Annotated in this window: 10 protein-coding genes; 6 read left to right on the top strand and 4 right to left on the bottom strand. The window is 66.9% G+C overall.

Annotation, left to right across the window (positions count from 1 at the left end; all coding sequences use genetic code 11):
• The first annotated feature begins 4 nt into the window (after positions 1-4).
• From Q352_RS0115395 to Q352_RS0115370, 6 genes are all read left to right on the top strand, one after another.
• The gene (locus tag Q352_RS0115395; RefSeq protein WP_028500108.1) at positions 5-577 is read left to right on the top strand and encodes a ubiquinone biosynthesis accessory factor UbiJ; all 573 of its coding nucleotides are present in this window, start codon (positions 5-7) and stop codon (positions 575-577) included.
• 90 nt (positions 578-667) lie between these two features.
• Positions 668-2,185: a ubiquinone biosynthesis regulatory protein kinase UbiB gene (gene ubiB, locus Q352_RS0115390; protein WP_028500107.1), complete on the top strand. Its 1,518-nt coding sequence runs from the start codon at positions 668-670 to the stop codon at positions 2,183-2,185.
• 174 nt (positions 2,186-2,359) lie between these two features.
• Complete coding sequence (gene moaA, locus Q352_RS0115385; protein WP_028500106.1) at positions 2,360-3,334, top strand: GTP 3',8-cyclase MoaA; 975 nt, start codon at positions 2,360-2,362, stop codon at positions 3,332-3,334.
• Between the two features lie 11 nt (positions 3,335-3,345).
• Positions 3,346-4,008, top strand: coding sequence for a carbonic anhydrase (locus tag Q352_RS0115380; protein WP_028500105.1), 663 nt, complete (start codon positions 3,346-3,348; stop codon positions 4,006-4,008).
• Between the two features lie 29 nt (positions 4,009-4,037).
• Positions 4,038-5,975, top strand: coding sequence for a type IV pili methyl-accepting chemotaxis transducer N-terminal domain-containing protein (locus Q352_RS0115375; protein ID WP_036386612.1), 1,938 nt, complete (start codon positions 4,038-4,040; stop codon positions 5,973-5,975).
• Between the two features lie 31 nt (positions 5,976-6,006).
• Positions 6,007-6,669 carry a response regulator gene (locus Q352_RS0115370; RefSeq protein WP_028500103.1) on the top strand — a complete coding sequence of 221 codons (663 nt, stop codon included), beginning with the start codon at positions 6,007-6,009 and terminating at the stop codon, positions 6,667-6,669.
• 6 nt (positions 6,670-6,675) lie between these two features.
• On the opposite strand, the gene Q352_RS0115365 is transcribed toward Q352_RS0115370, so the two are convergent.
• From Q352_RS0115365 to Q352_RS21455, 4 genes are all read right to left on the bottom strand, one after another.
• Positions 6,676-8,841: a primosomal protein N' gene (locus Q352_RS0115365; protein WP_028500102.1), complete on the bottom strand. Its 2,166-nt coding sequence runs from the start codon at positions 8,839-8,841 to the stop codon at positions 6,676-6,678.
• A 343-nt stretch (positions 8,842-9,184) separates the two neighbouring features.
• The gene (gene hemE / locus Q352_RS0115360; protein WP_028500101.1) at positions 9,185-10,249 is read right to left on the bottom strand and encodes a uroporphyrinogen decarboxylase; all 1,065 of its coding nucleotides are present in this window, start codon (positions 10,247-10,249) and stop codon (positions 9,185-9,187) included.
• Positions 10,250-10,319: 70 nt separating this feature from the next.
• Positions 10,320-11,288, bottom strand: a complete 969-nt coding sequence (locus Q352_RS21460; RefSeq protein ID WP_051529012.1) for an SdiA-regulated domain-containing protein — start codon at positions 11,286-11,288, stop codon at positions 10,320-10,322.
• Between the two features lie 82 nt (positions 11,289-11,370).
• Positions 11,371-14,487, bottom strand: coding sequence for an efflux RND transporter permease subunit (locus tag Q352_RS21455; protein WP_036386610.1), 3,117 nt, complete (start codon positions 14,485-14,487; stop codon positions 11,371-11,373).
• Between the last annotated feature and the right edge of the window lie 21 nt (positions 14,488-14,508).

The raw sequence follows: 14,508 nt of genomic DNA, 5'->3' as shown, positions 1-14,508 counted from the left end.
CGCCATGCACAGACCGCAAATCGCCGTATTCAACCACCTGCTGGCCCAGCAACCGGCGCTGCGCGCCGATTTTGCCGCGCTGGCCGGCCGGCGGGTGCGGGTCGAGCTGACGCCGTTCGCCGTCAGCGGCGTGGTGTGCGAGGACGGCTACTGGGCAAAGACGAGCGGCGAGCCGGAGGCGGTGGTGCGGCTCGGCGCCGGCACGGCCTTGCGCCGCCTGTCCGGCAGCCCGCTCGGCCCGGCCGATGTCGAACTGCATGGCGATGCCGAACTGGCGGCGCAACTGGCGCGCCTGGCCGGGCGCCTGCAGTGGGATGCGGTCGAGGACCTGTCGCGGGTCATGGGCGACATGGCCGCCGCCCGGGTGGCGGGGGCCGCGCGTGGCCTGCTGGGCTTCAAGGGCGAGATCGCCGTCCGTCTCGGTCGCAGCCTGGTAGAGCACTGGCGCGACGAAGTGCCGCTGGTCGCCCGCCGGCATGATGTCGCGGGCTTCTGTCTCCAGGTCGACGATGCGCGTGATGCCGTCGAACGGCTGGACAAGCGCATCGAACGCCTGCTGGGCGCGAAGCCGCGCTGACGCTGTTCCTTTTTCCGCCGGACCGGGCCTGGCCTGCGCTCGCGCGGCCATTTCTCTTGCGCGCCAGTGGCGCACCGATATCGATTGCTCATGCCGCTCTTCCGCTCCACGAAAATCGCCTGCACCTTCTACCGCCATGGCCTGGATGAACTGTTCTTTGCCCATCCGCGCCTGCGCCTGCTGAAATGGCTGTCACGACTGATGCCGCTGCCGCGCGACCTGTCCGCGCCGCTGCCGGTGCGGGTGCGGCTGGCGCTGGAAAGCCTGGGGCCGATTTTCATCAAGTTTGGCCAGGTGCTGTCGACCCGCCGCGATCTGCTGCCGGCCGCTTATGCCGACGAGCTGGCCCGCCTGCAGGATCGCGTACCGCCGTTTGACGGCGCGATTTCGCGCCGGGTGATCGAGGCCAGCCTCGGCCAGCCGGTCGATGTGCTGTTCGCCCGCTTCGACGACGTGCCGGTCGCCAGCGCCTCGGTCGCCCAGGTCCACCGCGCCACGCTGCACGACGGGCGCGAAGTGGCGGTCAAGGTGCTGCGGCCGGACATCCTGCCGGTGATCGAGCAGGACCTGTCGCTGATGCGGATGCTGGCCGGCTGGGTCGAGCGGCTGTCGCGCGACGGCAAGCGGCTGCGGCCGCGCGAGGTCGTGGCCGAGTTCGATACCTATCTGCATGACGAACTCGATCTGATGCACGAGGCGGCCAATGCCAGCCAGTTGCGGCGCAATTTCACCGGGTCGGACATGCTGGTCGTGCCCGAGGTGTTCTGGGACTGGACCGCGCGCGATGTGCTGACCATGGAGTGGATGGACGGCATGCCGATCAGCCGGATCGACCTGCTGTGCGAGCGTGGCGTCGATCTCAAGCAGTTGTCGCGCTTTGGCGTCGAGATTTTCTTTACCCAGGTGTTTCGCGACGGTTTCTTCCATGCCGACATGCACCCGGGCAATATCTTCGTCGCCGATGACGGGCGCTATATCGCGCTGGACTTCGGCATCGTCGGTTCGCTGACCGAGTACGACAAGCACTATCTGGCAGTGAATTTTCTCGCCTTCTTCAACCGCGACTACCATCGCGTGGCGGCGGCGCACATCGAATCCGGCTGGGTGCCTGCGGACACCCGGGTGGAGGCGCTGGAGGCGGCGGTGCGCACGGTGTGCGAGCCGATCTTCGAGCGGCCGCTGTCGCAGATCTCGTTCGGCCTGGTGCTGCTGCGCCTGTTCGAGACCAGCCGCCGCTTCAATGTCGAGATCCAGCCGCAACTGGTGCTGCTGCAGAAGACGCTGCTCAATATCGAGGGACTGGGGCGCCAGCTCGATCCCGACCTCGATCTGTGGGCGACTGCCAAGCCGTTCCTGGTGCGCTGGATGAACGAGCAGGTCGGTGTGCGCGGGCTGTGGAAGCAGCTGAAGAAAGAGGCGCCGGCGTGGGCGACGCTGCTGCCGTCGATTCCGCGCAAGCTGGACGCCGCGCTGTCCGGCGATACCCAGCGTCTGCTGACCGACGGCTATCTGCTGCTGATGCGCGAACAGAAGAAGCAGAATGCCCTGCTGATCTGCCTGTCCGTCCTGGTGGCAGCACTGCTGGCGGTGATATTGCTCAGGCTGTAGGACAAAACCCTGTTGCGGAAGCGGTCTAAAACACGGGAAAATCCCGGCCGCCGACCGTGCGGCCCCCCGTCGCGGTCGATAGTTACTAAGTAGTACCGTCTCCGTCTTCCGACCGGCTCTCGCGGCCGGACCGGCCATCTACAATCCGGCTATATGCCCGCTTCGGAGCCCGTCATGCTGCAAGACCGCTTTGGACGCAGCATCGAATATGTCCGGCTATCGGTGACCGACCGCTGCGACCTTCGGTGCAGCTACTGTATCCCCAAAGGTTTCAAAGGGTTCGAGCAACCCGAACACTGGCTGACCTTCGACGAGATCGAACGGCTGGCGCGGTTGTTCGTTTCGCTCGGCACCCGCCGTATCCGCCTGACCGGCGGCGAGCCCTTGCTGCGTCATGGCATCGGCGAGCTGGCCGCAAGGCTGAAGTCCATCGACGGTCTGACCGATCTGTCGCTGTCGACCAATGCCACCCAGCTGGCCCGCCATGCGGCGCCGCTGAAGGCGGCCGGCCTCGACCGCATCAATGTCAGCCTCGACTCGCTGCGCCGCGACTGCGTGACCCAGGTCACCGGACGCGACAGCCTGCCGGCGGTGATGGCCGGTCTGATGGCCGCCAAGCAGGCCGGCCTCGCGCCGATCAAGCTCAATATGGTGGCGATGGATGGCGTCAACGATGCCGAAATCGAGGATATGGTGGCGTTTGCGATCGAGCACGGTTTCATCCTGCGCCTGATCGAAGCCATGCCGATGGGCGACACCGGCCGCAGCGCCCATTATCTGGACCTGCAACCGGTGCTCGGCCGGCTGGTTTCCCGCTTCGGCCTGGTGCCGCAGGTGGCGGAACTCGGCGGCGGGCCGGCACGCTACTGGTGTACGGCGGACGGTACTTTTACCCTCGGCGTGATAACGCCGATGTCACAGCACTTCTGTGCAACCTGTAACCGTGTCCGCCTGTCGGTCGACGGGACGCTCTACCTCTGTCTGGGGCAGGATGAGAAAGTCGAGTTTCGCCCGCTGCTTCGCGGCGGCGCCAGCGACGACGATCTGATTGCCGCCATCCGCCAGGGGATCGAGCTGAAGCCCGAACGGCACGAGTTTGACGGGAAACCGCAAAAACTCGTGCGCTTCATGTCGATGACCGGCGGTTGATTGGAGTATTGATGCAGCAAGGGCTCGATCGATTCCTGCAAGGCTTCCGCCGTTTCCAGGAAAACTATTTCGCGCCGAACGAAGCGCTGTTCGACGAACTCAAGTACGGACAGAACCCGGCCACCATGATCATCAGCTGTGCCGACAGCCGTGTCGACCCGATGATGCTGACCGGTTGCGAGCCGGGCGAACTGTTTGTCGTCCGCAATATCGCCAACCTGGTCCCGCCGTGTGAAGACCCGAGCCACGAGACCCACCACAGCGTGTCTGCCGCCCTCGAATACGCGGTCAACGTGCTCGGCATCGCACGCATCATCGTGCTCGGCCACGGCTGCTGCGGCGGCATCCGCGCACTGATGGACGGCATCACCGACAATCCGGGCAATGGCGGCTTCCTCGCCAAGTGGCTGTCGATCGCCGAGCCGGTCCGCGACTATGTGCACAGCCATTACGCCGAGTGCGACCCGGCGGCCCAGCTGGCGATCGCCGAGCGGCAGTCGATCCTGATCTCGCTCGACAACCTGATGTCCTATCCGTGGATCCGCGACCGGGTCGCGGCGCACACACTGAGCCTGCACGGCTGGTACTTCGACATTCGCGACGGTGCCCTGCACGGCTATGACCTGGACACGCGCCAGTTCATGCCGCTGGTCTGTCCGATCGAGAAGCGCTGAGCCTGCCGGGCGGCATGCCGGAGCGCCCCATGACATCGACCCCCGGGCTGGGCAGCGTACCGCTGTCCCGGCGCCTGACTTTCCGCATCGTGGCCATCCTCAGCGTGGTCATGTGTCTGGCGCTGGCCGCCATCGGCGCGACACTGCTGCTGTCCTGGCAACTGGAAGGCAGCGGTGCCGCCATCAATGACGCCGGCAGCCTGCGCATGCGCAGCTACCGGCTGGCATTCGAGCTGGAGAGCTACCGCCAGGGCCATCTGCCGCGTGCGGTGATCACCGGCCATATCGACGAATTCGACCATATCCTGGCGACCCTGCAGCGCGGCGACCGCAATCGCCCGCTGGCGGTGCCGAACGAAATCGGCATCCGCAACCAGCTGGTCGGCGTCAGCCTGTACTGGCGCGACCAGGTCCGGCCGGAGCTGCTGCGGGCGCTCGACATCAGCGGTGGCGCCGGCAGCCCGTTCTCGCAGGAGCACGGCACCCGGCTGGCCTCGCTGGTCGGCCAGATCGACCGCTTCGTCATGCAGCTGGAAATCGACAATGCGCGCAAGACCGAGTGGCTGCGGCTGTGCCAGGTGGCGCTGGGCCTGATGGCGATCGCCATGACCTGTGCCGTGATCTATCTGCTGTTCCTGATCGTCATCCGTCCGCTCGAGCAGCTGTCGTCGGCGATGCGCCGGCTGACGGTCGGTGATTATGCGGCCAAGGTCGCCATCGAGAGCGACGATGAGTTCGGCGAGGTGGCGCGCGGCTTCAACCGCATGGCGTCCAGTCTGGCCGGCGCGCACGCGACGCTGGAAGCGCGCGTGGCGGAAAAGACGGCGTCGCTGGAGCGGCGCAACCGCGAACTGTCGGCGATGTACGAAATGGCCGCGCTGCTGAACCGGGCCAGTACCGTGGACGAAATGACCGAGGGCTTCCTGCACCGGGTCATCGAAGTGGCCGGCGCCGACGGCGGCATCGTGCGTCTGGTCGACCCGGCGCACGACGTCATGCACATGGCGGCGCATCGCGGCGTTTCCAGCGGCATGACCCAGCGCGAGCGCTGCATTCACGTCAACTACTGTCTGTGCGGTGATGGCGCGCGCGGCGTGACCCGCATCGAGGCGCTGGACGGCAGCGTGCCGATTGCCAGCGGCTGTCACGACGAGGGCTACAACGTGGTGTCGGTGTTCCCGATCGGCAGCGGCGAGCCGTCGCTCGGGGTGTTCAACCTGTTCTTCCGTCGCGCGCACATCTTTACCCGCCAGGACATCCAGCTGTTCGAAGTGCTGGGGCAGCGGCTGGCGGTCGCGATCGAGAACCTGCGCCTGTCGACCAAGGCCCGCGAGCTGGCGGTGCTGGAAGAGCGCAACCTGTTCGCCCAGGGCCTGCACGACTCGATCGCCCAGGGCCTGTCCTACCTGAACCTGCAGGCGCAGATGCTGGAAGTCGCCATCAACGACCGTGACGACGAGTCGACGCGCGAGGCGCTGACGGCGATTCGGGCCGGCGTGCAGGAAAGCTACGAGGACGTGCGCGAACTGCTGAACAACTTCCGCGCCCGGCTTGGCGCCGAGGATCTGGGCGACGCCATCGGCAATCTGCTCGACAAGTTCCGTCGCCAGACCGGGGTGGCGGTCGTGTTCCATCGCGAGGGATTCGGCGCGCCGCTGTCGCCGGACCAGCAGCTGCAGCTGCTGTTTATCGTCCAGGAAGCGCTGTCCAATATTCGCAAGCATTCACAGGCGACGCACGTGGAAGTGAGACTGGAAGACGAAGCCCGGCTTATGCTGTCGATCCATGACGATGGCGTCGGCTTCGACCCGGCCATTCTCGATTCGTCGCCGGAAAACCACTATGGGTTGAATATCATGCGTGAACGCGCGCACCGGGCCGGCATGGAACTGGCCATCCGGCCGGAGCCCGGGCGGGGAACCCGGCTGGAGCTCAAGCTGGCCGAAGAAAATCGCCAGGTGGCATGAACGTTCAACTCTGCTTGCAAGGACACAGAAAATGACCGCACCCATCCGGGTTCTGCTGATCGACGACCACACCCTGTTCCGCAGCGGCGTCAAGGCGCTGCTGTCGCGGCAGTCCGAATTCGAAGTGGTCGGCGAGGCGGCGGACGGTGCCGAGGGTGTCAAGCGGGCGCTGGCGCTGCAGCCGGATGTGGTGTTGCTTGACCTGAACATGCCGGGACTGTCCGGCATCGAGGCGCTGGGACTGATACTGCAGGACCAGCCGGCGCTGGCGGTGGTCATGCTGACCGTGTCCGAGGACGCCGAGGATCTGACCGCCGCGTTGCAGAAGGGCGCTCGCGGTTATCTGCTGAAGAATATCGACGCCGAGTTCCTGAAGCGGGCCATTCTGCGCGCGGCGGCCGGCGAGTCGGTCATGAGCGAGGCGATGACCACCAAGCTGATGCAGCAGTTCCGTGCCGGCGACAAGCGACCGGCGGAAGCCGGCGAAAGCGGCCGGCTGACGCCGCGCGAACGCGAAATCCTCGGCCATCTCGCCTGTGGCGAGAGCAACAAGGAAATTGCGCGTGACCTCGATCTGGCCGAGAGCACGGTCAAGATCCATGTGCAGAACATTCTGAAGAAACTGAACCTGAGCAGCCGGGTGCAGGCAGCGGTGTACGCGGTCGAGCACGGGCTGGCCCCGCGCCATTCCTGAACGCGGTTACAGCTCCAGCGGGTCGACGTCCACGCTCCAGCGCAGATGGCGGCCATACGGTTTTGCCAGCACCGGCGCCTGCGCCGTCAGTTCGGCCAGCATGCGGCGCAGCGGCCCGCGCTGTGCCGACTGCACCAGTACCTGGGCGCGTTCGCGCCCTTCCAGCCGTACCATCGAAGCCGTGATCGGATCGTAGACGCACACACCGTCGATGGCCGGCAGCGCCGCGACCAGCGCGCCGAGGAAGGCGCGCGCGTCGGCCAGCTTTTCGCTGTCCGCCCGCACCACGAACTGGTGGCAGTACGGCGGCATGTCGGTCTGTTTCCGCTCGTCCAGCAGCGTGGCGGCAAAGCCCGGATAGTCATGCCGGCACAGCGCCTGGTACAGCGGGTGTTCCGGCAATTGCGTCTGCACCAGCACCGTGCCCGGCCGTTCGGCGCGACCGGCGCGGCCGGCCACCTGCATCAGCTGCGAGAACAGGGTTTCGCTGGCGCGGAAATCAGCGCTGTACAGGCCGCCGTCGGTATTCAGCGCCACCACCAGGCTCAGGGTCGGGAAGTCGTGGCCCTTGGCCAGCATCTGCGTGCCAACCAGCACATCGACCTCGCCGTCGTGGATGGCCTGATAGACCTCGGCCCAGGCATCGCGGTGGCTGACGGTGTCGCGGTCGATGCGGCGGATGCGCGCGCCGGGCAGCACGCGCGTCAGCGCGGCCTCGGCCCGCTGCGTGCCCTGGCCCAGTGGCTTCAGATCGGGATTGCCGCAGTCGGGACAGGCGTGCGGAACCGGCTGGTGATGGCCGCAGTGATGGCAGCGCAACTGGCGCTCGCGCAGGTGCAGCACCAGTTTGGCACTGCATGACGGGCAGCCGGCGATCCAGCCGCAATCAGTGCAGGACAGCGCCGGCGAGTAGCCGCGCCGGTTCAGGTAGACCAGGCTGACCTCGCCCTTGTCGCGACAGCGGGCCAGGGCCTCGATCGCCGGCACGGACAGGCCGTCGTCGAGCGGCAGGCGGCGGATGTCGATCAGGTGGATGGCCGGCAGCGCGGCGCCGGTTGCCCGTTCGGCCAGTTCGACCCGGCCATAGCGGCCGGCATCGGCATGGCGCCAGCTTTCCAGACTCGGCGTGGCCGAGCCGAGCAGGATCGGCACCCCGGCGCGGTGGGCGCGCCAGATTGCCAGATCTCGCGCCGAGTAGCGCAGGCCGTCCTGCTGCTTGAAGCTCGCGTCGTGCTCCTCGTCGACCACGATCAGGCCCAGTTCCGGCAGCGGAGCGAACACGCCGAGCCGGGTGCCGATCACCAGCCGGGCGCGGCCCTGCCAGGCGGCGACCCAGGCTTCGCTGCGCGCCCGTTCCGGCTGGCTGGAGTTCAGGCAGGCAATGACCGTGTTCGGGAAACGGGCGCGGAAGCGCGATTCCAGTTGCGGCGTCAGATTGATTTCCGGCACCAGTACCAGTGCCTGGCGGCCGGCCGCCAGGGTTTCGGCGATCCGGCGCAGGTAGATTTCGGTCTTGCCACTGCCGGTAATGCCAAACAGCAGCGTCGGCGAGAAGCCGTCGCGCGGCAACTGGTCCAGCGCCTGCTGCTGGGCCACAGTCAGCGCCGGCAGCGGCCCGAGGGTCAGCGCGGCCGGCTGATCGTCGATTTCCTCGATCCAGCCGGCAGCCAGCCAGTCGTCGAGACGGCGGCCGGCATCGGCGGCAATGGCGCGGGCGCTGGAGCGGGCCAGCGGTGACGCTGCCAGTGCCGCGTGCAGTTCGCACTGACGGGCGGCACGCCTGGGCGGCTGCCAGTCGCGGCCGGCCGGCGTCAGCCGGTACTGCGGGTCGCGGGCGGGGATGAACGGACGCGGCGCGCGCAGGGCCGGCGGCAGCGCGGTGAACAGGGCCGGTCCCGGCGCGCATGCATAGTAGTCGGCGGCGAAGCGCACCAGCGCCAGCCAGTCGTCGGGCAGCGGCGGCAGCCTGTCTTCGATCGGCCGTGCCGGTTTCAGGTCGAACTCGCTGTGCGTGGCGTGGCCAAGCACGATGCCGACCATCTGCCTCGGGCCAAAACCGACGCTGACCCGGCTGCCGATGGCGAGCGGACCCGGCGCGGCATAGTCGAACGTCCGGTCCAGCGGCACGTCGAGCGCGACCCGGATGATCGTGTTGCTGCTGGCATCAGTCATGGCAAAACCGCGTGCTGGCTGGGTTTGCGGCTGCTATGCACAGCTGCTGTGGATAAGTCTGTGCGTAAGCAGGGAATGACGTGGGGCAAGTCCCGTCCAATGCGCCTCTCATTATTTTGCGTAAAATTTGTGCAACATTTAAAGTCTTTTTAAATCAGCAGGTTGACGTTCGTCACTTCCTGGCGGGCACGGCCGGAGGGCTGAACGGCGCGAGCGCAAGTTATACACAAAAAAGAAGCGCCGATTGCAATTGTCAATCTTTTTCTGCGCCGGGATTGCGGAAAAACGCGACGGAACCGGCAGGGCACGGTTCCGTCGCAGTGCCGCCCGCAGGCGGCGGGAATCAGCTGTGGTACGGGCGTGAAAGCCGGTGCACGGCGTCGACGAAGGCCGCGGCGTGCTCCGGCGGCACGGTCTGGCCGATACCGTGGCCGAGGTTCATCACATGACCGTTGCCCTGGCCGTAGCTGGCCAGGATGCGGGCGACTTCGGCCTCGATGGCGGCCGGGCGTGCATGCAGCGCGACCGGGTCGAAGTTGCCCTGCAGCGCGACACGGTCACCGGCGAGGCGACGGGCATCGGCCAGATCGGTGGTCCAGTCGAGGCCGACGGCATCGCAGCCGATATCGGCAATCGCGTCCAGCCACTGGCCGCCGCCCTTGGTGAAGACGATGACCGGCACCTTGCGGCCTTCCGACTCGCGGGTCAGGCCGGCGATCACGCGGCGCATGTAGGCGAGCGAGAATTCGCGGTAGGCGGCATGGCCGAGTGCCCCCCCCCAGGTATCGAAGATCTGCACGGCCTGCGCGCCGGCGGCAATCTGCGCGTTCAGGTAGTCGGTCACGGTGTCGGCGGTGACGGCGAGCAGGTGATGCATCAGCTCGGGGCGGTCGTAGGCCAGCGTCTTGACGTGACGGAAGTCACTGGAGCCGCCGCCTTCGACCATATAGCAGGCCAGCGTCCACGGGCTGCCGGAGAAGCCGATCAGCGGCACGCGGCCGTCCAGGGCACGGCGGATGCTCGATACCGCATCCAGCACATACTGCAGCTCGGCGCCGATGTCCGGGCGCGGCAGGGCGAGGATAGCGGCCTCGTCGCGCAGCGGGCGCTCGAAGCGCGGGCCTTCGCCCTCGGCGAAGTACAGGCCCAGGCCCATGGCATCCGGTACGGTGAGGATGTCGGAGAACAGGATCGCCGCGTCGAGCGGGAAACGTTCCAGCGGTTGCAGCGTGACCTCGGTCGCCAGGTCGGGCGCCTTGCACAGCGACAGGAAATCGCCGGCCCGGGCGCGGGTGGCACGGTATTCCGGCAGGTAGCGGCCGGCCTGGCGCATCATCCAGACCGGGGTGTATTCGACAGGCTGGCGCGCGAGCGCTCGCAGGAAAGTATCGTTTTTCAGCGGGGACATGGCGTAGACCGGGTGGGAAATGACGCGATTATACGGTGCCGCGCCGGTCCCTGCCCCCGGCACGGTCAATTCATCCGGCATTGCCGTTGCCGGCCACTGCCGGCGGGGTCAGCCGGTAGAACAGATTCGGCTCGCTGACCACGTAGATGGTCCGGTCCGGGCCGATGGCCATGCCCTCGGCCTGCGGCACCCGTGCGTGCGGGAACGGCGTGCTGCGCAGGTCGAGGTAACTGACCGGCCGGCCGTCGCGGTCCAGCTCCATCAGCCGGTACGACTCGTCGCTGAGCAGCAGCAGGTGGTCGAGCCCGGGCACGAATTCGACGCTGGAGAGGTCGGTTGCCGGCAGCGAGCCGTCGATCCAGGCGCTGAGATCGGTCAGACGCAGGGTCATGGCCGCCGGATCGGCGTCGTGCAGGCCGTCGATGCGGTACAGCTTGCTTGGCGAGTGTTCCTTGACCAGATACAGCTGGTCGCGTCCGGCGTCGTAGCCGACGCCCTCGAAGCCGGCATTGCTGCCGGGGAACAGGTCGAGCCGCAGCGACTTCGACTTGTCCATGTCGATCGGCCCCGGCTGCGCCGGCAGGGTCACGATATGCAGGGTGTTCTTCCGTTCCTGCAGCAGGGCGACCCGGTTGTTGCCGAGGTAGGCGACGCCTTCGATATCAGGCCCGTGCCGCAGCGGGTAGCGGCCGGTCGGTTCGCCGTTGCGGTCCAGCGTGTACAGCGTCGCCGGCCGGTTGACGACGGCGATCAGCCGGTCGTGGTCGGTGTCGAAGGCCAGCCCGGACAGGTTCTTGTCGATGCCGGGGACGACGCGGGCGTCGATATCCATCCGGTAGCCGGTCAGACCGAGCGCGCCGCCCTGGCGGTCGGACCGGTTCCACTGCGTATCGCGCGCGTCCTCGCCCGACATCCAGCGATACATCTGGCTGTCCAGCTTGTAGTAGCGCACGCCGATGTAGGCGAAGAACACCGCAGCGGTCAGCAGGGCGGTGGCGAGCAGGCTGTAGCCGGCCAGGCGAAGGGCGAAGGGGCGCATGAACGGGGCCGTGGAAAGGGACGACGATCATTGGTGCAAACGGCGGCTTTGACCAGTTAAATTTTATCGTGCCGCCGCGCGCTTACGCCGCTTTCTGCTTTCGCCGGCCGCCCAGCTTGCCGGCGACCCAGGCACCGAGGCTGTCCAGGTAGAAGTAGACCACCGGTACCACGATCAGTGTCAGCAGGGTCGAAGTCACCATGCCGCCGATCACCGCATGCGCCATCGGTGCGCGCACTTCGCTGCCGGCGTCGACCGCCAGTGCCAGCGGCAGCATGCCGAAGATCATGGCGAAACTGGTCATCAGGATCGGGCGCAGCCGTACCCGGCCGGCCTCGCGGATCGCCGCGACCTTGTCCATGCCCTCGCGGCGCGCATGATTGATGAAGTCGACCAGCAGGATGCCGTTCTTGGCTGCCAGCCCCATCAGCATGATGACGCCGATGACCGAGAACATGTTCAGCGTGCTGCGCCACAGCAGCAGGGCGATGAACACGCCGACAAAGGCCAGCGGCAGCGACATCATGATCGCGACCGGCTGCAGGAAGCTGCGGAACTGCGCGCACAGGATCATGTAGATGAAGATCACGCCGATGGCCAGCGCCTGCAGTGCATAGCCGAACGAGTCGGCCATGTCCTGCTGGGTGCCGCCGAAGTCGGTGTAATAACCGGCCGGCAGCCGGGTATCGGCCAGGATGGCCTGGATGGCCGAGTAGGCGGCCTGCGCGTCGCCGCCGATGATGTTGGCGGTCACCGTGACCTCGCGCGCCTGGTCGTAGCGTTCCACCCGCTGCGGCGTGGTGCCCGGGACCCGCGTCGCCACCGCCGACAGCGGCACCATGTGGGCGTTGCCGTCGTCGCTGCGCCGGGTGGCGGCAACGGTCAGGGTGTCGAGCAGCGCCGTGTCGCGGCGGGCTTCGGGAATCTGCACCCGGACATCGTAGTTTTCCCCGTCCGGCGCCTCCCAGGTGGTGGCAACCTGGCCGGAGAACAGCACGGCCAGTGTATTGCCGATGCGGGCCGGATCGATGCCGAGCGTCGAAGCCGCCTGGCGGTCGACCTGATAGTTGTACGACGGGTTGCGGTCCTGGACGCTGCTTTCGACGTCGGTCACGTTCGGCACGGCGGCAATCCGTTCGGCCAGGTGGCCGGCCACGCGTTCGAGCACGCTGAAGTCGCCGCCGCGCACGCCGATGCGTACCGGTTTCTGCCCGCCGCCCGGCCCGCCTTCCTCGGCCACGTTCTCCAGCTGGACGCCACCGATCTGCTGCACATCGGCGCGGACCAGCGGGAACAGGTCGAAGATCGAGCGCTTGCGCTCGTGTTTCGGCGAGGTGTACACGCGCAGCGTGGCCTGGTTGCGTCCCTCGCCGAAGCCACCGCCGACATTGATGTAGACGTCGCGCACTTCCGGGTACTTGCGCAGCCGGGTCTCGATGTCGCGCGCCTTGGCCTCGGTGTATTCGAGCGTGGCGCCCGGTGCGGTCTTGATGCTGATGCTGAAGCGGTCGTTGTCGCTCTTCGGCACGAATTCGGCACCGATCACCGGCACCAGCAGGAAGCTGCCGACCAGCAGTCCCAGTGCGGCGGCCAGTGTGGTCTTGCGGTGTTCCAGCGACCAGCCGATGGCGGCGCCATAGCGGGCGGACAGCCGGTCGAGCGAGTTCTCGAACCAGTCCAGCATGCGGCCGATGATGCCGCCGCGATGCTTGTCGCCATGATGATGCGGATCGGGCCAGACCGACGACAGCATCGGGTCGAGGGTGAAGCTGACGAACAGCGAGATCATCACCGCCACGGCGACGGTCAGGCCGAACTGCTGGAAGAACTTGCCGATGATGCCGCTCATGAAACCGACCGGCAGGAACACGGCGACCACGGTCAGCGTGGTGGCCAGCACCGCCAGGCCGATTTCCTCGGTGCCTTCCAGCGCGGCGCGGTAGTGATCCTTGCCCATATTGGCGTGGCGGACGATGTTCTCGCGCACGACGATGGCGTCGTCGATCAGCAGGCCGATCGACAGCGACAGTGCCATCAGCGTCATGACGTTGAGGGTGAAGCCGGAGACGGCGACGGCGAACAGCGTGCCGATCAGCGAGATCGGCAGCGTCAGGCCGGTAATCACCGTGCTGCGCCAGGAGCCGAGGAACAGCCAGACGATGATCACGGTCAGGATCGCGCCCTCGATCAGCGTCGAGCGCACATTGGCCAGCGAGCGGCGCACCTGCTCGGCGGTGTTCGACAGCACCTTGATCTCGGTGCCGGGCGGCAGTTGCGGACGGAGCGCGGTCAGGGCCTTGTTGACGCCGTCCGCCGTGGCGACCACGTTGGCGCCGCGCGCGGCGGTCAGTTCGATCGACAGCGCGCGCTTGCCGTTGATCAGCGCCAGATTCTGGTAGTCGGCCGAGCCGTCGCGCACGGTGGCGACATCGCCGAGGGTGATGGCGCGGCCATTGCGGCTGGTGATGATCACGCGGTTGAAATCGTCGACCTGGCGCAGCTTGCCGTCGAGACGCACGCTGACGTCCTGGCCTCGTTCGGAGACCCGGCCGGCCGGGACATCCTTGTTGTCGCCGGCCAGCGCGTCGACTACGTCACTGGCGGCCAGGCCGAAGGTACGCAGCCGGTCCGGATCGATGTCGATGCGGATCTCGCGCTTGATCTGGCCGATCACGTTGACCGAACCGACGCCGATGACCTGCTGCAGCCGCTTCTTGATCAGCTGGTCGGCCAGCGTTGACAGCGTGGTGGCGTCGGCACTGGTCGACGAGACGGCCAGCGTCATGACCGGATTGTCGTTCGGATCGACCTGGCTGACCGTCGGCGGGTCGATCTCGCGGCGAAAGCGCCCGGCGATGCTCGACACCTTGTCGCGCACGTCCTGCAGCGCGGTGACCGGGTCGACCGACAGTTCGAACTCCACCACCACCGTCGAGCTGCCCTCGAACGAGTACGAGCGGATGTGCTTGACCCCGCTGACGGTGTTGACCACCTCCTCGATCGGCCGGGTGACTTCACTTTCGACCACCGTCGGCGACGCGCCGGTGTAGACCGTGCTGATGACCGCGATCGGGAAGCGGATGTCGGGAAACTCCTCGACCGACAGCCGGTTGTAGGCGAACAGGCCGAGCACGGTGATGGCCAGCATCACCATGGCGGCCAGATAGGGATTGCGGATGCTGACGCGGGTCAACCACATGGCGGGCGCTCGGCAAGAAAG

This window comes from Microvirgula aerodenitrificans DSM 15089, assembly GCF_000620105.1.
In the GTDB taxonomy this organism is placed as follows: Bacteria; Pseudomonadota; Gammaproteobacteria; order Burkholderiales; family Aquaspirillaceae; genus Microvirgula; species Microvirgula aerodenitrificans.
Note: the sequence above shows the minus strand (reverse complement) of the source record. Positions and strands in the feature narration are given on the sequence as shown.